The sequence below is a fragment of the Pantoea sp. X-Soil-MYKO-1289 genome (assembly GCF_059730625.1).
Genome location: NZ_AP036004.1, coordinates 1283198 through 1302718 on the forward strand (window position 1 = coordinate 1283198; position 19521 = coordinate 1302718).

Here is a 19521-nt window from a genome sequence, read left to right on the forward strand (position 1 = left end):
AATTAATAGCCTTAATCCAGATCAATAATTCTCGATATTTAACAAACTTTACCGCTGGCAAAGTGTAAGCCAACCGGTTTTAATTGCGCTGCATCAATTCAGTCGTTTCCAAAAACATCCAGGAGATTGCGCCAGGTCGCGCTAAATCAGTGCCGCCAGCTTTTCTCTCTCGCCAGCCTGAAATCAACTGAATGGTGCTTTTCGGGGAAGTTTCACCACTGTTACTCGCTCACGTCGGGCCGCGGATGCGTCTGATCCGTCGGTAACAAAAGCTGGAATCAATAATCAGTCGTTCCTGAATCTTATTCTCTGCGTCAATGCCAGTTGTTCGCCGTTGTTATTCGCAGAGTAAGGTCATGCGAGGAGCAAGGAGTCATTATGCTAGATATCGTCGAGCTGTCGCGTTTACAGTTTGCCTTAACGGCGATGTACCATTTCCTGTTTGTCCCGCTTACGCTCGGTATGGCGTTTTTGCTGGCGATCATGGAAACGGTTTACGTCCTGAGCGGCAAACAAATCTATAAAGATATGACCAAATTCTGGGGCAAGTTATTCGGCATTAACTTTGCGCTGGGCGTGGCCACCGGTCTGACCATGGAGTTTCAGTTCGGAACCAACTGGTCTTATTACTCTCACTACGTCGGCGACATCTTCGGTGCGCCGCTCGCCATCGAAGGGCTGATGGCGTTCTTCCTGGAATCCACCTTTGTCGGCCTCTTTTTCTTCGGCTGGGATCGCCTGAGCAAAACGCAGCATCTGGCGGTGACCTGGCTGGTGGCGCTGGGTTCTAACCTGTCGGCGCTCTGGATCCTGGTGGCGAACGGCTGGATGCAGAATCCCATCGCCTCCGCGTTCAATTACGAAACCATGCGTATGGAGATGCTGAGCTTCTCTGAACTGGTGCTCAACCCGGTTGCGCAGGTGAAGTTCGTGCACACCGTGGCAGCGGGCTACACCACCGGCGCCATGTTTATTCTCGGCATCAGCGCCTGGTATCTGCTTAAGGGACGCGACGTCGCCTTTGCCAAACGTTCGTTCGCCATCGCTGCCAGCTTCGGCATGGCTGCGGTGCTGTCGGTTATCGTGCTGGGCGACGAGTCGGGCTACGAAATGGGCGACGTGCAGAAAACCAAGCTCGCCGCTATCGAAGCCGAATGGGATACCCAGCCCGCGCCGGCGGCCTTTACGCTGTTCGGCCTGCCGGATCAGGATAAACAGGAAAACGCCGCGGCGGTGCAGATCCCTGGCCTGCTTGGCCTGATTGCCACGCGATCTGTCGATACGCCGGTCACCGGCCTGAAAGATCTGATGGCGCAGCATGAGGTGCGCATCCGCAACGGCATGAAAGCCTACGCGCTGCTGAACCAGCTGCGCAGCGGCAGCGAAGATCCGGCGGTGCGTGAGGCCTTCGACCAGCGCAAACAGGATCTGGGCTACGGCCTGCTGCTGAAACGCTATACCCCGAACGTGACGGATGCCACCGAGGCGCAAATCAGCCAGGCGGTGAAAGATTCTATTCCGCGCGTGGCGCCGCTCTATTTCGCCTTCCGCATTATGGTGCTGGCTGGCGTGCTGCTGCTGGGCATTATCACCTTCGCGTTCTGGAGCGTGATCCGCAACCGCGTCGGCAAGCATCGCTGGCTGCTGAAGGCGGCGCTCTACGGGATTCCGCTGCCGTGGATCGCGGTCGAGGCGGGCTGGTTCGTCGCCGAATATGGCCGTCAGCCGTGGGCGATCGGCGAAGTGCTGCCGACCTCGGTGGCCAACTCGTCGCTGACCGTGGGCGATCTGCTCTTCTCCATGCTGCTGATCTGCGGCCTCTATACGCTGTTCCTCGTGGCGGAGATGTATCTGATGTTTAAATTCGCGCGCCTTGGGCCGAGCAGCCTGAAAACCGGACGCTATCACCATGAGCAGGTCGCGGCGGCGGCTGAGCCGGTACGCGGTTAAGGAGAGCAACCATGTTTGATTATGAAGTTTTGCGCTTTGTCTGGTGGCTGTTGATCGGCATTCTGCTGGTGGGCTTCGCCGTAGCAGACGGCTTTGATATGGGCGTCGGCATGCTGACGCGTCTGATGGGGCGCAACGACACCGAGCGCCGCATTATGATCAACAGCATCGCGCCGCACTGGGACGGCAACCAGGTCTGGCTGATCACCGCAGGCGGGGCGCTGTTCGCCGCCTGGCCGATGGTGTACGCCGCCGCCTTCTCCGGCTTCTATGTGGCGATGATTCTGGTGCTGGCGTCGCTCTTTTTTCGTCCGGTAGGTTTCGATTATCGTTCTAAAATTGAAGATATGCGCTGGCGAGGCATGTGGGACTGGGGCATCTTTATCGGCAGCTTCGTGCCGCCGCTGGTGATTGGCGTCGCGTTCGGCAATCTGCTGCAGGGCGTGCCGTTCCACGCGGATGAATTTTTGCGCCTCGAGTACACCGGCAACTTCTTCCAGCTGCTCAATCCGTTCGGGCTGCTGGCAGGCGTGATCAGCGTCGCGATGATCCTGACGCAGGGCGCGACCTACTTGCAGATGCGCACCGCAGGCGAGCTGCATCTGCGTTCGCGCGCGGTGGCGCAGGTGGCGGCGCTGGTGATGCTGGTCTGCTTCGTGCTGGCGGGCGTCTGGGTGAAATATGGCATCGACGGCTATGTGGTGACCAGCGCCATCGATCATCACGCGGCGTCGAACCCGCTGGGCAAAACCGTGGTGCGCGAGGCGGGCGCCTGGCTGGCGAACTTTAACCATATGCCGGCGCTGTGGCTCTTTCCGCTGCTCGGCGTGGTGCTGCCGCTGCTGACGGTGCTGTTCTCGCGCTGCGAGAAGGGCGGCTGGGCGTTCGTCAGCTCGTCGCTGACGCTGGCGTGCGTAATTATGACCGCCGGCATCGCGCTGTTTCCCTTTATCATGCCGTCGAGCATCGAACCCGGCATGAGCCTGACGATGTGGGATGCCACCTCGAGCCAGCGCACGCTGACGGTGATGACCTTCGCCGCCATTATCTTCGTCCCGATTATCCTGGCCTACACCAGCTGGTGCTACTACAAGATGTTCGGGCGGATCACTAAAGAACATATTGAGCGCAATACGCACTCTCTCTACTGATTAAGGAGACGACGCATGTGGTATTTTGCCTGGATTCTCGGCACCCTGCTGGCCTGCGCTTTCGGCATCATCACCGCGCTGGCGCTTGAGCACGTTGAAGACAGCGCCGCGCAGGACGAGCACGCCTGATGCGTAAACTGATTCGGACGTCATATCGTCTGATGAACAAAGGGCCTTTACGTGCCCTTTCGCTCATTCTGGCGCTGATTGTCGCGGGCTGTTTGTTCTGGGACCCCTCGCGCTACGCCGCGCACACCAGTACGCTCTCGGTCTGGCAGGGCATTCTGGTTATCTGGGCGGTGTGCGCCGGCGTGATCCACGGCACAGGCTTCCATCCGCGCCGCACGCGCTGGCAGGCGCTCTTCTCGCCGCCGGTGGCCCTGATCGTTCTGCTGTTGGCGCTTTACTGGTTCTGGCGCTGACGGAAAATCTCCGCCGCTGATCGTGGGTATTGTCAGTGGCAGGTCAAGAAATCTCCTGAAAATCCTTCTGATTGTTACCTTCCGATAATTATTTTCTCCTGGCTCTGGCATCCCATTCCCAACCCCAAATCTCTTGCGTATAGTAGCAACGTTTAAAAACGAGACCGGGATGTAGAGTGAGTACAACGCTGTTTCGCTGGCCGGTTCGGGTCTATTACGAAGACACCGATGCTGGTGGCGTGGTTTACCATGCCAGCTATATCGCTTTTTATGAACGAGCACGTACCGAAATGCTGCGTCAGCGCCATTTCAATCAGCAAACGCTGCTGGAACAGCAGGTTTCTTTTGTGGTGCGGCGCATGACGGTGGACTATGTTGCGGCGGCGCGTCTTGACGACCTTCTGGAGATCCAGAGCGAAGTCACCGCTATGACGCGCGCAACCATGACATTTTCCCAGCGTATCGTGAATGCAGAAGGCAGAGTCCTGAATGAAGCAGAAGTCCTGATTGCCTGCATTAACCCACATCTTATGAAGCCGATTGCGCTTCCCAAGTCTATTGTCGCGGAGTTCAAGCAGTGACTGACATGAACGTTCTTGATTTGTTCCTGAAGGCAAGCCTTCTGGTCAAACTTATCATGTTGATTTTGATCGGCTTTTCCATTGCCTCCTGGGCCATCATTATTCAGCGCACCCGTATTTTGAACGCGGCGGGACGCGAGGCGGAAGCCTTTGAAGATAAGTTCTGGTCCGGCATCGAGCTGTCGCGTCTCTATCAGGAGAGCCAGGGACGCCGCGAAGAGCTGAGCGGTTCAGAGCAGATCTTCTACGCCGGCTTTAAAGAGTTCGCTCGCCTGCACCGCGCCAACAGCCACGCGCCTGAAGCGGTGGTGGAAGGCGCCAGCCGCGCGATGCGCATCTCGATGAACCGCGAGCTGGAAACGCTGGAAAATCACATTCCTTTCCTCGGCACCGTCGGCTCTATCAGCCCCTACATCGGCCTGTTCGGCACCGTATGGGGCATCATGCACGCCTTTATCGCGCTGGGCGCGGTCAAGCAGGCGACGCTGCAGATGGTTGCGCCGGGCATCGCCGAAGCGCTGATCGCCACCGCGATCGGCCTGTTCGCCGCGATTCCGGCGGTTATGGCCTACAACCGACTGAACCAGCGCGTTAACAAGCTGGAGCAGGGCTACGACAACTTTATGGAAGAGTTCACGGCCATCCTGCACCGTCAGGCCTTCTCCAGCGACAGCGCGAAGTAAGCGGAGGTAACCCATGGCCAGAGTACGTGGTCGCGGCCGCCGCGACCTGAAATCGGAAATTAATATCGTTCCGCTGCTCGACGTCCTGCTGGTGCTGCTGCTGATCTTTATGGCGACAGCGCCGATTATTACTCAGAGCGTAGAAGTGGACCTGCCGGACGCCACCGATTCGAAAACGGTCTCCAGCGACGATAATCCGCCGGTGATCGTTGAGGTCTCAGGCGTCGGTCAGTACAGCCTGGTGGTGGATCACGATCGCATGGAGCAGTTGCCGCCGGAACAGGTGGTGAGCGAGGCGCAGCGTCGCATCGAGGCGAATCCGAAAACCGTCTTTTTAATCGGCGGCGCCAAGGATGTGCCCTATGACGAAATTATTAAAGCGCTCAACCTGCTGCATCAGGCAGGCGTTAAATCTGTCGGTTTGATGACGCAGCCGATTTAAAGTCGAACCGTTTTTTGGGAACCGAGTGTGTCGAAGGCAACCGAGCAAAACGAGAAGTTAAAGCGCGCGATAATTATATCGGTGGCTCTGCACGTGGTACTGATCGCCCTGCTGATCTGGAGCTCCTTCAACGAGAACATTGAGGCGAGCGGCGGAGGCGGCGGCAGCGATATTGACGCGGTGATGGTCGATCCCGGCGCCGTGGTCGAGCAGTACAACCGTCAGCAGAACCAGAAAAGCGACAGCCAGCGCGCCGAGCAGCAGCGTGAGAAGCAGGCGCAGCAGCAGGCTGAAGAGCTGCAGCAGAAGCAGGCTGCGGAACAGCAGCGGCTGAAGGCGCTGGAAAAAGAGCGTCTGCAGGCGCAGGAAGCGGCAAAAGCGCAGGCTGAACAGCAGAAACAGGCGGAAGCGGCGGCTAAAGCGGCGCAGGAGCAGCAGAAAGCGGCCGAGGCGGCTGCGGCGCAGGCGAAAGCCGATGCGAAAGCGGAAGCGCAGGCGCAGGCCAAAGCCGATGCGAAAGCGGAAGCGCAGGCGCAGGCCAAAGCGGCTGCCGAGGCGGCGCAGAAGGCGGAAGAACAGGCGAAACAGGCCGCCGCCGACGCGAAGAAAAAAGCGGAAGAGCAGGCGAAAGCCGCCGCCGCGTCCGCCGCCAAAGAGAAAGCGGTGGCCGACGCGAAAGCGGCAGCTGATGCGAAGGCGAAAGCGGCAGCGGAGGCGAAAGCCAAAGCGGCGCAGGAGGCGAAAGCTAAAGCGGCCGAAGAAGCGAAAGAGAAAGCCGAAGCAGCCAAAGAGAAGGCGGCTCAGGAAGCGAAAGAGAAAGCCGCTCAGGACGCGAAAGAAAAAGCGGAAGCCGCGAAAGAGAAAGCGGCGGCCGAGGCGAAAGCGAAAGCTGATGCGGCCGCCAAAGCCAAAGCTGACGCAGCGGCGAAAGCCAAGGCCGCCGCCGACGCGAAGAAAAAAGCGGCGGCGGAAGCGGCGAAAAACAGCAGTGACGTCGACGATCTGCTTGGCGGCCTGACCTCTGGTAAGAATGCGCCGAAAAGTGGCGCGGCCGGCGGCGGCGCGGCAGGGCAGGGCAATCAGAAGAAAGCCGGCGCGTCGGGCGCAGAGATTAACTCTTATCTGGGGCAGGTCGTGGGCGCGATTCAGAGCCGCTTCTACGATGCTGATACTTATAAGGGGAAAGAGTGTAACCTGCGTATCAAGCTGGCGCCGGATGGTTTGCTGATTGACGTCAAATCTGAAGGCGGCGACCCGGCGTTATGCCAGGCGGCGATCGCTGCCGCGAAGCAGGCTCGCATTCCTAAGCCGCCATCGCAAGCAGTGTATGAAGTGTTTAAAAACGCGCCAATGCGTTTCAAACCGGAATAATGCAGTAACCCACGGCAGGTTGGACTAAGGTTAGCTTGCCGTATTTGATGAATACTCGTGTTTTTCAGGAACTGTGCGAATTATCATGAACTCAGGTTCAGGTAAGGGAGAAAAGATGAAGCAGGCACTTCGTGTAACCTTAGGTTTTTTTGTTCTGCTGTGGGCTGCAATGCTCCACGCAGAAGTACGCATTGAAATTACGCAGGGCGTAAACACCGCGCGCCCAATTGGTGTGGTGCCCTTTAAATGGGCGGGCTCAGGCGCCGCGCCTGAAGATGTGGGCGGCATCGTCTCCGCTGACTTACGCAACAGCGGTAAATTCAATCCAATCGATCGTTCGCGTCTGCCGCAGCAGCCGACCAGCGCGCAGGAAGTACAGCCTGCCGCCTGGAGCGCGCTGGGTATCGATGCGGTGGTTGTCGGTCAGGTCACCTCTAATCCAGACGGCAGCTATCAGGTTGCCTATCAGCTGGTGGACACCGGCGGCGCGCCGGGCACCGTTCTGGCGCAGAACTCTTACAAAGTCACCAAACAGTGGCTGCGCTATGCTGCGCACACCGCCAGCGACGAAGTGTTCGAGAAGCTGACGGGCGTTAAAGGCGCGTTCCGCACCCGTATCGCCTACGTGGTGCAGACCAACGGCGGCCAGTTCCCGTATGAACTGCGCGTGTCAGACTACGACGGCTTTAACCAGTTTGTCGTGCATCGCTCGCCGCAGCCGTTGATGTCTCCGGCCTGGTCGCCAGACGGCAGCAAAGTGGCCTATGTGACGTTTGAAAGCGGTAAATCGGCGCTGGTGGTGCAGACGCTGTCAAACGGCGCAATTCGTCAGGTTGCCTCTTTCCCGCGTCACAACGGCGCGCCGGCCTTCTCGCCGGATGGGACTAAACTCGCTTTCGCACTGTCGAAAACGGGCAGTCTGAATCTCTATGTGATGGATCTGGCTTCTGGCCAGACGCGTCAAATTACCGACGGTCGCTACAACAGCACTGAACCGAGCTGGTTCCCGGATAGCCAGACGCTGGCTTACACCTCGGATCAGGCTGGCGCGCCGCAAATCTATAAAATTGGTATCAACGGCGGTGCGCCACAGCGTATTACCTGGGAAGGCTCGCAAAACCAGGATGCGGACGTCTCTGCCGATGGTAAAACTATGGTGATGATCAGCAGCGCCGGTGGCGCTCAGCATGTCGCCAAACAGGATCTGGTAACGGGAGCCGTTCAAACGTTAACGAGCACGTTCCTGGATGAATCGCCAAGTCTGGCTCCTAACGGCACGATGGTAATCTATAGCTCTACTCAGGGGATGGGTTCCGTGTTGCAGTTGGTATCAACAGATGGGCGTTTCAAAGCGCGTCTTCCGGCAACTGATGGACAGGTAAAATCACCTGCCTGGTCGCCGTATCTGTAATGCATAGGTCCCCTGCGCAGCAGGGGGTTAAATGTATGATAAACAATATAACAGGATAACAAAATGCAACTGAACAAAGTGCTGAAAGGGTTGATGCTGGCTCTGCCGGTTCTGGCTGTAGCCGCTTGTAGCTCACACAAAAACAACAACAACGACCAGACTGGCATGGGCGCTGACGGCGCTTACGGCAACGGTGCTGGCATGAACGGCAGCGGCAACATGTCTTCTGACGAGCAGGCGCGTCTGCAGATGCAGCAGCTGCAGCAGAACAACATCGTCTACTTCGGTCTGGACAAATATGACGTGCAGTCTGACTACGCTCAGATGCTGGACCAGCACGCAGCCTTCCTGCGCAGCAACCCGTCATACAAAGTGACCATCGAAGGTCACGCGGATGAGCGCGGCACGCCGGAATACAACATCGCACTGGGCGAGCGTCGCGCTAACGCCGTGAAGATGTACCTGCAGGGCAAAGGCGTGTCGGCTGACCAGATGTCTATCGTCTCTTACGGTAAAGAGAAACCGGCTGTTCTGGGTCATGACGAAGCGGCTTACTCTAAAAACCGTCGTGCCGTTCTGGTCTACTAAGAGAATCACATGATTAGTAACTTCAGACTTCACCTGTTGGGTCTGTCGTTACTGGTTGGCGTAGCGGCCCCCTGGGCCGCTAATGCCCAGGCATCAATCAGTAACGTCGGCTCTGGCTCGGTCGAAGACCGCGTCACCACTCTTGAACGCATTTCCAACGCCCAGGCTCAGCTTCTGCAGCAACTGCAGCAGCAGATGAGCGACAACCAAAGCGATATCGATTCGCTGCGCGGGCAAATCCAGCAAAACAGCTACCAGCTTAATCAGGTCATCGAGCGGCAGAAGCAGCTCTATCAGCAGATCGACAGCCTGAGCAGCAGCGGCGCGAACGGCGCGGCGCAAAGCGGCGCAGATGCGCCGGCGGCGAGCGCCGATACGGGCGCAGCGGCAAGCGCAGGCGACGCGGCGGCAGCCTCCTCAGGCGCGCCGGTGCAGAGCGGCGACGCCAACAGCGACTATAACGCCGCGGTGGCGCTGATTCTGGAAAAAAAACAGTACGATCAGGCGATTGTCGCGCTGCAGGCGTGGGTCAAGCGCTATCCTGACTCAACCTACCAGCCGAATGCCAATTACTGGCTGGGGCAGTTGAACTACAACAAGGGTAAAAAAGACGACGCGGCGTACTATTACGCCACCGTGGTGAAAAATTACCCTAAGTCGCCGAAGGCTTCTGAAGCGTTGCTAAAGGTTGGCGTTATCATGCAGGAGAAAAAGGATACGGCGAAAGCCAAAGCCGTTTTCCAGCAGGTGATAAAACTTTACCCCAATACCGATTCGGCGAAGCAAGCGCAAAAACGTCTCGACGGTCTGTAATTTGTGCAGCCAGCACCGGATTTTGCCTGATTTCTGGTCTGGCAGCATGAAAGGTAAGCAGTTGACGCCGCTGGCGGAAAATAAGGGTTGCGCTACCTCGGTAAATCAGTAATATATGCCGCCGTTGCCGGGACAGAATGCAAATGTGTCTGGCAAGCCTGAAGATGGGTCGTTAGCTCAGTTGGTAGAGCAGTTGACTTTTAATCAATTGGTCGCAGGTTCGAATCCTGCACGACCCACCATCTTCTCAGCGAACAGGTTTTCTTCTCTGTTGCTGCGAAACTTCAGCATCGCTTCACAACCTAAAGATGGGTCGTTAGCTCAGTTGGTAGAGCAGTTGACTTTTAATCAATTGGTCGCAGGTTCGAATCCTGCACGACCCACCATCTTTTACGCAGGCTTCAGGTTTGCGGGTTGTAAGCCCCAAGGGGTCGTTAGCTCAGTTGGTAGAGCAGTTGACTTTTAATCAATTGGTCGCAGGTTCGAATCCTGCACGACCCACCAATTCAGAAAGAAGCGCCCAATGGGCGCTTTTTTCGTTCAGGCACGCTGAGATGTCTGACGTGCAGGATGAGAACCTGCGCAGGTTCGACTGAATCGCCGGGAGCGATTCAGGCTGATGTAGCGCATCACCCGAAGGGCGAGGCCCCGGACGGGCCGAGGCAAATCCTGCACGACCCACCAATTCAGAAAGAAGCGCCCTATGGGCGCTTTTTTCGTTTCTGCGCTATGCCGTTTCTTAAAGCCACTCCATAGTCACCCTGGTGCAGGGCTAACGGATCCGAAGAGCAAAGCGTCCGAGCCAGGAAGGCGAGGCCGACCCACAGGGAGGTGGGTTTCCTTTGCGATCGCGCTCGCTACCTCTGCGCCGCGCACTATACCTGCAGCTATGGCTATCCGCGCCTCGTTAAGATTCTTTCTTCGCTTTTGCTACGGTGAGATTCTCCCAGATATGCATCACCGCGTAGCTGCGCCACGGACGCCACTGCTGCGAACGCGCCTCCGCCTCGGCGGGCTTCAGGCCGCCGAGATTATTACGAATGGCGATATCTTCCTTGGGGAACGCGTCCGGCCAGCGCAGGGCGCGCATCGCAATATAGTGCGCCGTCCAGGGCCCGATGCCCGGCAGCGCCACCAGCTGCTTCATCACCGTCTCCGGCGACTGCGTGGCGTTAAAGCGCAGCGAACCGCCGGCGCACGCCTGCGCAAAGGCGATAATGGCGCGCGAGCGCGCGCTCACGATGCCGAGCGGCGCAACGTCGTCCACCGTCAGGCTGGCGACGCGCTCTGGCAGCGCCGCGTAGCGCGTCAGGTCGGCAAAAGGGGTCACGCAGGGCTCGCCAAAGGCGGCGGCAAAACGGCTGCTCACGGTGGTTGCGGCCTTCACCGTCACCTGCTGCCCGATAATGGCGCGCACGCCAAGCTCAAAGGCGTCAAATGCGCCTGGCACGCGCAGGCCCGGATTGCGCGCCAGGCTCGGCGCCAGCAGCGCATCCTGCGCCAGTCGGGCGGCGATAAGCTGCGGCTGCGCGTTAAGGTCGAACAGATCGCGCAGGCGGCGCAGCAGCAGCGGCAGCACCGGCGTCAGCGAGGTGGAAAAGGTCAGCTGCAGCGCGCGCTTCTGCGGCAGGTGCGCCACGCTAACCCAGCCGCGACAGCGGCCCAGCGCCACGGTGCGCCGATACGCGCCATCCTGCACCGCCTCGACCTCTTTCATCAGGTGGGTCTGCAAAAACGCCAGCATCGCCTCCCAGTCATAGGGCGGACGATAGACCATCAGCAGGGTGGTGCTGTCGCCCGGCTGCGCGCGCGTCGAGGCGCTGACACCCTTGCGCAGCGCGCTCGGCGTCATGCGGTAGCGCGCCTGAAACACATCGTTAAAGCGCCGCAGGCTGCTAAAACCGCTGGCATAGGCGACATCCGTCACCGGCAGCTGCGTCTCCGTCAGCAGCTGCTTCGCCAGCAGCATGCGCCGCGTCTGCTTCAGCTCCAGCGGCGACACGCCCAGCTCCCGCTGCACGATGCGGCGCAGCTGGCGCAGGCTGACGCCAAACTCGGCGGCGATCGCCTCCAGCCCCTCGCTCTCCTCCAGCATGCCCTCCTCGATGCGCTGAATCAGCCTGTCCGCCACGCGGTGGGACTGATCGACCGGCGCGTTGCCCGGCGCAAGCTCAGGGCGACAGCGCAAACAGGGGCGGAAATGGGCCTTCTCCGCCGCTTCGGCGCTGGCGAAAAACAGACAGTTCTTCTGCTGCGGCGCTTTCACCGGGCAGACAGGGCGACAGTAAATGCCGGTCGAGGTGACGCCGACGAAAAACACCCCGTCGAAACGGGTATCGCGCGAGGTGAGCGCCTGATAAGCAATCTCAGGATCGAACATAGTGACTCCTGCAAATAAACAAAGCCTATACCCGCGTTCTGATGCAGACTCGCTGTTTTCGGACAGCAAAGCAGTTTAGTCTGATGGCCGAAAACGGCCAGCGCGCCGTGGCCAAAATGCGACAATAGCGGATGTCTCAAACAGGGAGAACGGCATCATGTATCACTACAAACTTGTCTCCACGCCGGTGGGCGAACTGAAACTGGTGGCGAGCGATCGCGGACTCGCAGGCATACTCTGGAAAAACGACGACCCGCACGGCGCGCGCTTTCTGCCGCAAACGCGCGACGAGTCGCATCCGATCCTGATCGAGGCGGAGCGCCAGCTGCGGGAGTACTTTGCCGGCGAGCGCCGCTGCTTCACGCTGCCGCTCGACTTCGTCGGCACCGAGTTTCAGAAAAAAGTGTGGAACGCGCTGGTGGCGATCCCCTTCGGCGAAACGCGCAGCTACAGCGAAATCGCCCGCCAGATTGGCCATCCGCAGGCGGTGCGCGCGGTCGGCGCGGCGAACGGCAGAAATCCGATCTCTATCGTCGCGCCTTGCCATCGCGTCATCGGCGCCAACGGCAAGCTGACCGGTTTTGCCGGCGGTCTGGAGGTCAAAGCCTTCCTGCTGGATCTGGAAATGCCGCAAAAGGCGGCCGTGCTGCCGCTGTTCGCCGGGGAGCCTTCGCCGCCGCGCGTCTAAAAAAGATCACGACACCGCCGCGCGTTTCCGCTATCGTGTTTAGCATATAAAACACGATGGCGGAATGAACGTCAGTTTTCGCCGTCTTAAGCGATTTTCGTTCATTTAATAAAACGAGAGCGGTGTAATGAGTGCTTTATTCGAAACAGACAGCGCGGCCTGGCCCTTTCCCGCGAAGCCCGCGCGCCTCAGCGGCGACGAAAAAGAATTTTACCTCAGCAAAATCAAACGACTGCTAAAAGAGCGCGACGCGGTTATCGTGGCGCACTACTACACCGACCCGGAAATCCAGGCGCTGGCGGAAGAGACCGGCGGCTGCGTGGCGGACTCGCTGGAGATGGCGCGCTTCGGCAGCGCGCATCCGGCGTCAACGCTGCTGGTGGCGGGCGTGCGTTTTATGGGCGAAACCGCCAAAATCCTCAGCCCGGAAAAAACCGTGCTGATGCCGACGCTGCAGGCGGAATGCTCGCTCGACCTCGGCTGCCCCATCGACGAATTCAACGCCTTCTGCGACGCCCATCCTGACCGCACCGTGGTGGTCTACGCCAACACCTCGGCGGCGGTCAAAGCGCGCGCCGACTGGGTGGTCACCTCCAGCATCGCGGTGGAGCTGATCGACCATCTCGACAGCCTGGGCGAAAAAATCATCTGGGCGCCGGACCGCCATCTCGGCCGCTACGTCACGCAGAAAACCGGCGCGGACGTGCTCTGCTGGCAGGGCGCCTGCATCGTGCATGACGAATTCAAAACCCAGGCGCTGCTGCGCATGAAAGCGCTCTATCCCGACGCGGCGGTGCTGGTGCATCCGGAATCGCCGCAGGCGGTGGTCGATCTCGCCGACGCGGTCGGCTCCACCAGCCAGCTGATCCAGGCGGCGCAGCAGCTGCCGCATCCGCAGATGATCGTGGCGACCGATCGCGGCATCTTCTACAAAATGCAGCAGGCGGTGCCGGAAAAAACGCTGCTGGAAGCGCCGACCGCAGGCGAAGGGGCGACCTGCCGCAGCTGCGCGCACTGCCCGTGGATGGCGATGAACGGCCTGAAAGCTATCGCCGAGGGGCTGGAGCAGGGCGGCGCGCAGCATGAAATAGAGGTTGATGCCGCGCTGCGCGAGGCGGCATTATTGCCGCTCAACCGCATGCTCTCTTTCGCTGCGGATCTCAAACTGAAGGTAAAAGGGAACGCCTGAGGAACCGATGATGGATTTTTTCAGCACAAGCAATATCCTGGTTCATATCCCGCTTGGCGCGGGCGGCTACGATCTCTCGTGGATTGAAGCCATCGGCACGCTGGCGGGTCTGCTCTGCATCTGGCTCGCCAGCCTGGAAAAAGTGATCAACTATCCGTTCGGCCTGATCAACGTCACGCTGTTCGCCGCCATCTTCTTCCAGATCCAGCTCTACGCCAGCCTGCTGCTGCAGATCTTCTTTTTCGTCGCCAACGTTTATGGCTGGTACGCCTGGAGCCGGCAGACCGACGATCGCCAGGCGGCGCTGAAAATCCGCTGGCTGCCGCTGCCGAAGGCGCTGGGATGGGGCGCGGTGTGCGTCGTTGCCATTGCGCTGATGACGCGCTATATCGACAGGGTCTTCGCCTTCCTGACGCAGATCGCCGTGTCGCTGATGAACGCGCTCGGCCTGCAGGTGGCGATGCCGACGCTGCAGCCCGACGCCTTTCCGTTCTGGGACGCCTGCATGATGGTGCTCTCCATCGTGGCGATGATCCTGATGACGCGCAAATATGTTGAAAACTGGCTGCTGTGGGTGGTGATCAACGTCATCAGCGTGATGATCTTCGCGCGCCAGGGGGTGTACGCCATGTCGCTGGAGTACGCCATCCTGACGCTGATCGCCCTTAACGGCTCGCGCCTGTGGATAGCGAGCGCGCGGCAGCACGGCTCGCGCGCGCTGGCGCGTCAGTGATGGTGCGCCTGTTCGCCGTGATGATGATGGTGATGCGCCGTCGCTGAGCCGCCGTCGAAGCCCAGCTCGCAGTCGGGCGTGGCGCACGGCTGATACTCCATCTGCACCGTGGCGTGTCCAATCTGATACTTCTGGTGCAGATAGCGGTGGATACGCTGCAGCAGCGCATCGTGGTCGTATGGCGGGATCACATGCACATGCAGCGTCACCACCGGCTTCTCGCCGACCTGCCAGACGTGCACATGGTGCACGTTGCGCACCTCTGGAATATTCAGCGTCAGGTCGCGCGCCAGCTTCTGCGCGTCGATCACCTCCGGCGCGCCCTCCAGCAGCTCGTGCAGGCTCTCGCGCAGCAGCGACCAGGCGCTACGCAGCACCAGCAGCGACACCAGCAGCGACAGAATTGGGTCGATGGGCGTCCAGCCGGTATAGAGGATAATCAGCGCGGCGACAATCGCCCCAACCGAACCCAGCAGGTCGCCCATAACGTGCAGCGCGGCGGCGCGCACGTTGAGGTTCTTCTCTTCGCTGCCGTGGTGCAGCAGCCAGAACGACAGCATATTGGCCAGCAGGCCCGCCACGGCGATGCCGAGCATCAAACCGCCGGTCACCGGCTGCGGCTGGTAAAAGCGACGCAGCGCCTCCCAGACGATAAGCGCGGTAATCACCAGCAGGGCGATGGCGTTGACGAAGGCCGCCAGCGTGGTAAGACGCAGCAGCCCGAAGGTATGACGGGCGTTGGGCTTGCGCTGGGCGAACTGCACCGCCAGCAGCGCCATCAGCAGCGCAGCGGAGTCGGTAAGCATGTGCCCGGCATCGGCCAGCAGCGCCAGCGAGCCGGAGATCCAGCCGCCGATCGCCTCCGCCAGCATAAAGATTGCCGTCACGGCGAAAGCGGCCGCGAGGCGTTTACGATTGCCCGCCGGCGCGCTGTGAGCGTGGTTATGAGCCATAAGAGTCCAGTTTTATCAGTAACCTGTTGGTGAGTAATAGTAGCAAATCCCAGTCATCCGGCGCGTCCTGCTGCGCTCTGGCGCGATCCGCCAGCCGCTGGCTGAGTTCGGCGCCTTGCTCCAGGCCGATAAGCAGCCAGCTTCCCTTCATGCGGTGCGCCGCTTCCGCCAGCTGCGGCCAGTCGCGCGCCGCGCGCGCCGCCGTAATGCGCGCCACGTCGTTGTTCAGCGCGTCGCGCAGCGTCTGGCTAAGCCGCGCCAGAAACTTCTCGCTCCTCTGCGCCAGCTGGCGCAGGTTGTCATCCAGCGCCGCCAGCGGATCGCGATCGAAATGGGCCAGCAGCGCGGCGAGATCGCTGAGCTGCACCGGCTTAATCAGCACGCGCTCATTCGCCTGCAGCGGCAGGCTGAGCAGCTGCGCGTCGGCGGAGCAGAGCACCCGCAGCGCCGCTCGCTGACGCTGACGATCGCGGCGGCGCAGCAGCCGCAGCAGCAGCTGGCCGTCCGGGCGCGGCATCATCTGATCGATAAACAGCAGATCGTAGGGTTGTTCGGCATCCGCGCGCAGCAGGGCGCGCCCGTCGGCAAAGCAGTCCGCCTCGACGGCGAAGCGCGCCAGCTGCTGCTGCAGCACCATCAGGTTGGCCGGGTGATCGTCGACGATGGCGCAGCGCAGCGCGGCGTAGCGCGGCAGCACGGCGCTCTCCTGCGGCGCGGCCTCGCAGCGCTCCAGCGGCAGCGTCACCGTGACCTCGGTGCCGCGGCCGGGCTGCGAGCGCAGCGCGATATCGCCGCCCATGCGCTGCACGATCTCCCGGCAGATAAACAGGCCCAGGCCGCTGCCCTGCACCGACACCTTCTTGCCCGACGGCGCCTGATACCAGGGATCGAACAGCTTCGGCTGCTCCTCCGGCGGAATGCCGCTGCCGCTGTCGCGCAGGGTGAAGATCAGCTGTTCATCGGCGGCGAGCGTCAGACGTATCTCGCCCTGAGCGGTAAACTTCAGGGCGTTGGTCATCAGGTTGTTGATCACCTGCTGCAGCCGATCCGCGTCGATCAGCACGCGCTCCGGCAGCGGCGTCAGCGTCTCGACGATGAGCGTCGGGCCGCCGGCGCGCATCAGCGGATGATAAAAGCGCTGCTGCTGCGCCAGCCACGCCGCCAGCGCCAGCGGACGCGGCGCGAGGGTAAAGCTGTTGCTCTCGATGCGCGCGTGATCCTGCAGATCGTTCAGCAGCGTCAGCAGCGAGCGGGCGCTGCTGTAAACCAGCGACAGGTTGGCGGAGCGCGCTTTTTCCAGCTCCAGCAGACCAAGGATCGCCTGCATCGGCGTGCGCAGCTCATGGCTGACGGTGGCGAGGAACTGGCTTTTCATCGCGTTGGCGCGCTCGGCCTGCTGACGCTGAAGACGTTCGCGCCGCTGCTGCCAGTAGCGGCGCGCCAGTAGCAGCAGCAGCACGACGATGGCCGCGCCCGCTGCGGCCAGCACCAGCTGCGGCAGCGCGCGCATCGTCATCGCATTGCCCGGCTGCGGCGGCGTCAGCCAGCCGTCGCGCATCTGCCGCTGCGTATCAACGGGGATCTGCTGCAGCGCGCGGTTGATCAGCGGACGCAGCAGCGGCTGGTCGGGAGCGACGCCCAGCGCCACCGGCCAGGCGATATCGCTGGCGGCGAAGGCGAGACGCAGCCGATCGCCGTAGCGCGCGGCGATGCGCCAGCGCGCCGACAGCACGTTATCCGCCAGCGCGTCGATCTGTCCGCTCGCCAGCGCGTCGTAGAGGCTGGCGCGATCGGCAAACACCTGCGGCGTCACTTCGGGCGGCAGCAGCCGCGTCGCGACGTCATCGCGCAGCATGCCGACCCGCTTGCCCGCCAGATCGTGCCAGCGGCTGAAGCTGGCGTCGCGCCGGCTGTAGATGCCCCACAGGGCGCGCCAGACCGGCAGCGTGGCGTTCTGTGCCGCGTCGCCGCTGAGCGGCTGCGTCAGTCGCAGCATCACCTGACGCTGCGCCAGCAGTTCGTCCGCCTGCTGCGGGCCGGCGACCCAGCGCGGCGCGAAGCGCACGCCGCTGCTCTGCGCGATGGCGTTCAGCAGATCGACGCTGTAGCCGCGCGCCGCGCCGTTGCCGTCACGGTAGCTCCAGGGGGCGTTGTCGCTCTCCGCGGCGTAGTAGATCACCGGATGGGCGCTCAGCCAGGCGCGCTCCGCCGCGCTCAGCATCAGGGTTTGCGTATCCTGATAGCGCGGCAGCGGGGCGCCCCAGCGCGACTGCAGGCTGGTCGCCAGCTCGGCGGGCAGCTGGCGCAGGCTCTGGTTGAGCCAGTCGATCAGCGCGGCGTCGCGGGCGAAGGCGCGCAGCGTTAGCTGGCCGACATCCAGCTGCGAGGCGATCTGATAGATTTCGCCCTGCTGCAGCTGACTGAGCAGAAAGCTGGCGCTGATCTCATCCGCCACCACATAGTCGTTTTGCTGATTCAGCAGCGTCGAAATCGCCTGCAGGTCGTTGCTGTAGGTGCGCCAGCGATGCTTTTGCGCCACCGTCGTCGGCAGCTGCGCCAGCGTGACCTGGCTAATGGCAAGCTGCGCGTTCTCGCTGTTGAACATCACGGCGCGCGCGTTGCGCTGGCTGCGATAGATGCGCAGCGGGCTGCTGAACCAGCTTTCGCTGTGCAGCACGCCCGCCGGCAGCGGGTTCGGCAGCGCGCCCAGCGCAAAATCGATCTGGCCGCTCTGCAGCGCCGCCATCAGCTGCGCGCGATCGGCGAACAGCCTGAGCGTAAAGCGGGCGCCGGTAAGCTGGTGCAGGGCGGCCAGCGCGTCGGCGTCCAGGCCGTAAAGCTCGTCGCCGACGCGCATCGTCCAGGGCGCGTTGCTCTCCTCCAGCAGGCCGACGCGCAGCGTCTTTCCCTGCATCGCGTCGGCGCCGCTGACCGGCATCATCATCGGCAGATCCAGGCTGCTGACCGGCCGCAGTTCGGCGCAGGCCAGGGTGGCCGTCAGAGAGAGCAACAGCAGCAGCAGGAAACGCCTCACTGCTGCGCTTTCCACAGGTCGGCCAGCTCCACCACCGAGCGCGCGCCGGTTTTTTCCAGAATGTTCTTTTTATGGGTGCTGACGGTTTTATTGCTGATATGCAGCTGCTCGGCGATTTGAAGATTCGAGAGGCCGGTCGCCAGCAGCGCCAGCACCTGCTGCTCTTTGCTGGTGAGCGGCAGGGCGGGGGCGGTCACCTCAGGCGGGAAGGCGAGCTGGCCGCCCAGCACCGCGAGGATCGCGCTCAGCAGCTGCTCCATACGCTGGCTTTTAACCACGTAGCCCGCCGCGCCCAGCGCCTGCGCGCTGCGCACATAGTGGCTGCTCTGCTGCGCCGAATAGATCAGCACGGGGATCTGCGGAAAATGGATCTTAAGGCGACGCAGGATTTCCAGCCCGTCGCCGTCCGGCAGGCCGATATCCAGCACGATAATGTCGGTGGGCTGCGTCAGCAGCTGGCGCGCCTGCTGTTCGCTGGCGGCGGAACGTAAAAGGATGGGGAAGGGTGCCCGATCGAGCGCGGCTTCCAGCGCCACTTCGACCAGCGGATGATCGTCTATTAACAACAGCGAGGCCATGAACGTTTCCTGACAGAATTCATTGCCCCAGCATAGCGGAAGTTAACGCAGAGAAAAATAATGGAGAGCCGAAGCTCTCCAGAAGATATTACTGCGAGGTGCCGTCAGTTTTGCGGTCGACTGTGCCGCCGCCCTCTTTGGTTTGCACCTTGCTGTTAATATCAGGGCATTTGCCGTCTTTACACTGGCTATTCTGGTCCATCTCATTGGCAGACATATTGCTGCCGCTGGTGGTGCCGCCGTTAGCCGCAGGATTGGTATTGGTGCCGGTATTATTGATTTTGCTGTTGTCGACGTTATTCGGCGGCAGATTCTGTTTTGCGCCGCCCGCTGCCGCGCCTGCTTCAGCCGCCTGGTTGGCCGTGCCGTTATTGTCGGCCATCGCCGCGCCGCTGCCTAAAGTCATTGCTGCCGTCAGAAAAATAAATGCAAACTTATTCATCATTATGCTCCTGTAATCAATGATAGCTGCTGTTTTGAACCCGATGGTGCAGTTTGACGCAAAGAGGTTCCGGCGAAATTTAATTTCACCCAAAGGTCGTCCGGAAGGGATA

The 19521-nt window shown here is 60.9% G+C and carries 19 protein-coding genes, 3 tRNA genes and 1 other RNA gene; 18 read left to right on the top strand and 5 right to left on the bottom strand.

Going from position 1 to position 19521, the window contains the following annotated elements; translation table 11 throughout:
* Positions 1 to 378: 378 nt before the first annotated feature.
* The 15 genes from cydA (at position 379) to AC6I7Z_RS06215 (ending at position 10096) form a co-directional block, all read left to right on the top strand.
* Positions 379 to 1950 carry a cytochrome ubiquinol oxidase subunit I gene (gene cydA, locus AC6I7Z_RS06145; RefSeq protein ID WP_497813518.1) on the top strand — a complete coding sequence of 524 codons (1572 nt, stop codon included), beginning with the start codon at positions 379 to 381 and terminating at the stop codon, positions 1948 to 1950.
* Positions 1951 to 1961: 11 nt separating this feature from the next.
* Entirely contained in the window at positions 1962 to 3101 is a 1140-nt protein-coding gene (gene cydB, locus AC6I7Z_RS06150) for a cytochrome d ubiquinol oxidase subunit II (RefSeq protein WP_497813519.1), read from the top strand.
* 15 nt (positions 3102 to 3116) lie between these two features.
* Positions 3117 to 3230 (top strand): cytochrome bd-I oxidase subunit CydX, encoded by a 114-nt coding sequence (gene cydX / locus AC6I7Z_RS06155; RefSeq protein WP_497813520.1) that lies wholly within the window; start codon positions 3117 to 3119, stop codon positions 3228 to 3230.
* Positions 3230 to 3523: a cyd operon protein YbgE gene (gene ybgE, locus AC6I7Z_RS06160; protein ID WP_497813521.1), complete on the top strand. Its 294-nt coding sequence runs from the start codon at positions 3230 to 3232 to the stop codon at positions 3521 to 3523. The genes cydX and ybgE overlap by 1 nt, the downstream gene beginning before the upstream one ends.
* 176 nt (positions 3524 to 3699) lie before the next feature.
* Positions 3700 to 4104, top strand: a complete 405-nt coding sequence (gene ybgC / locus AC6I7Z_RS06165) for a tol-pal system-associated acyl-CoA thioesterase (RefSeq protein ID WP_033751687.1) — start codon at positions 3700 to 3702, stop codon at positions 4102 to 4104.
* Complete coding sequence (tolQ, locus tag AC6I7Z_RS06170; RefSeq protein WP_033751685.1) at positions 4101 to 4787, top strand: Tol-Pal system protein TolQ; 687 nt, start codon at positions 4101 to 4103, stop codon at positions 4785 to 4787. The genes ybgC and tolQ overlap by 4 nt, the downstream gene beginning before the upstream one ends.
* A gap of 13 nt (positions 4788 to 4800) precedes the next feature.
* Positions 4801 to 5229 carry a colicin uptake protein TolR gene (gene tolR / locus AC6I7Z_RS06175; protein WP_033751683.1) on the top strand — a complete coding sequence of 143 codons (429 nt, stop codon included), beginning with the start codon at positions 4801 to 4803 and terminating at the stop codon, positions 5227 to 5229.
* Positions 5230 to 5256: 27 nt separating this feature from the next.
* Complete coding sequence (tolA, locus tag AC6I7Z_RS06180; RefSeq protein ID WP_497813522.1) at positions 5257 to 6600, top strand: cell envelope integrity protein TolA; 1344 nt, start codon at positions 5257 to 5259, stop codon at positions 6598 to 6600.
* Between the two features lie 115 nt (positions 6601 to 6715).
* Positions 6716 to 8011 (top strand): Tol-Pal system beta propeller repeat protein TolB, encoded by a 1296-nt coding sequence (tolB, locus tag AC6I7Z_RS06185; protein WP_033751678.1) that lies wholly within the window; start codon positions 6716 to 6718, stop codon positions 8009 to 8011.
* 63 nt (positions 8012 to 8074) lie between these two features.
* Positions 8075 to 8599 (top strand): peptidoglycan-associated lipoprotein Pal, encoded by a 525-nt coding sequence (gene pal / locus AC6I7Z_RS06190; protein WP_312111482.1) that lies wholly within the window; start codon positions 8075 to 8077, stop codon positions 8597 to 8599.
* Positions 8600 to 8608: 9 nt separating this feature from the next.
* Positions 8609 to 9412: a cell division protein CpoB gene (gene cpoB, locus AC6I7Z_RS06195; protein WP_497813523.1), complete on the top strand. Its 804-nt coding sequence runs from the start codon at positions 8609 to 8611 to the stop codon at positions 9410 to 9412.
* A gap of 166 nt (positions 9413 to 9578) precedes the next feature.
* Positions 9579 to 9654 (top strand) — tRNA-Lys (locus AC6I7Z_RS06200).
* 68 nt (positions 9655 to 9722) lie between these two features.
* Positions 9723 to 9798, top strand: a tRNA-Lys gene (locus tag AC6I7Z_RS06205).
* A 42-nt stretch (positions 9799 to 9840) separates the two neighbouring features.
* Positions 9841 to 9916, top strand: a tRNA-Lys gene (locus AC6I7Z_RS06210).
* 45 nt (positions 9917 to 9961) lie between these two features.
* A non-coding RNA gene (locus AC6I7Z_RS06215) (RtT sRNA) lies at positions 9962 to 10096 on the top strand.
* Between the two features lie 223 nt (positions 10097 to 10319).
* Here AC6I7Z_RS06215 and AC6I7Z_RS06220 read toward each other — a convergent pair.
* The gene (locus tag AC6I7Z_RS06220; RefSeq protein WP_497813524.1) at positions 10320 to 11792 is read right to left on the bottom strand and encodes an AlkA N-terminal domain-containing protein; all 1473 of its coding nucleotides are present in this window, start codon (positions 11790 to 11792) and stop codon (positions 10320 to 10322) included.
* 157 nt (positions 11793 to 11949) lie between these two features.
* On the opposite strand from AC6I7Z_RS06220, the gene AC6I7Z_RS06225 reads away from it, so the two are divergent.
* From AC6I7Z_RS06225 to pnuC, 3 genes are all read left to right on the top strand, one after another.
* Positions 11950 to 12480, top strand: coding sequence for a methylated-DNA--[protein]-cysteine S-methyltransferase (locus tag AC6I7Z_RS06225; protein WP_497813525.1), 531 nt, complete (start codon positions 11950 to 11952; stop codon positions 12478 to 12480).
* Positions 12481 to 12607: 127 nt separating this feature from the next.
* Positions 12608 to 13669, top strand: coding sequence for a quinolinate synthase NadA (gene nadA / locus AC6I7Z_RS06230; protein ID WP_497813526.1), 1062 nt, complete (start codon positions 12608 to 12610; stop codon positions 13667 to 13669).
* Positions 13670 to 13679: 10 nt separating this feature from the next.
* On the top strand, positions 13680 to 14402 hold the full coding sequence (gene pnuC, locus AC6I7Z_RS06235) for a nicotinamide riboside transporter PnuC (protein ID WP_497815406.1): 723 nt from the start codon (positions 13680 to 13682) through the stop codon (positions 14400 to 14402).
* Here the strand turns inward: pnuC and zitB are convergent.
* The 4 genes from zitB to AC6I7Z_RS06255 form a co-directional block, all read right to left on the bottom strand.
* Positions 14396 to 15355 carry a CDF family zinc transporter ZitB gene (gene zitB / locus AC6I7Z_RS06240; protein ID WP_497813527.1) on the bottom strand — a complete coding sequence of 320 codons (960 nt, stop codon included), beginning with the start codon at positions 15353 to 15355 and terminating at the stop codon, positions 14396 to 14398. The two genes, pnuC and zitB, sit on opposite strands and share 7 nt — an antisense overlap.
* On the bottom strand, positions 15345 to 18404 hold the full coding sequence (locus tag AC6I7Z_RS06245; RefSeq protein WP_497813528.1) for a hybrid sensor histidine kinase/response regulator: 3060 nt from the start codon (positions 18402 to 18404) through the stop codon (positions 15345 to 15347). Before AC6I7Z_RS06245 ends, zitB begins: the two co-directional genes overlap by 11 nt.
* Positions 18386 to 18967: a response regulator gene (locus tag AC6I7Z_RS06250; protein WP_497813529.1), complete on the bottom strand. Its 582-nt coding sequence runs from the start codon at positions 18965 to 18967 to the stop codon at positions 18386 to 18388. Before AC6I7Z_RS06250 ends, AC6I7Z_RS06245 begins: the two co-directional genes overlap by 19 nt.
* Before the next feature lie 88 nt (positions 18968 to 19055).
* On the bottom strand, positions 19056 to 19412 hold the full coding sequence (locus AC6I7Z_RS06255; RefSeq protein ID WP_497815407.1) for a YbgS-like family protein: 357 nt from the start codon (positions 19410 to 19412) through the stop codon (positions 19056 to 19058).
* Positions 19413 to 19521: the final 109 nt, after the last annotated feature.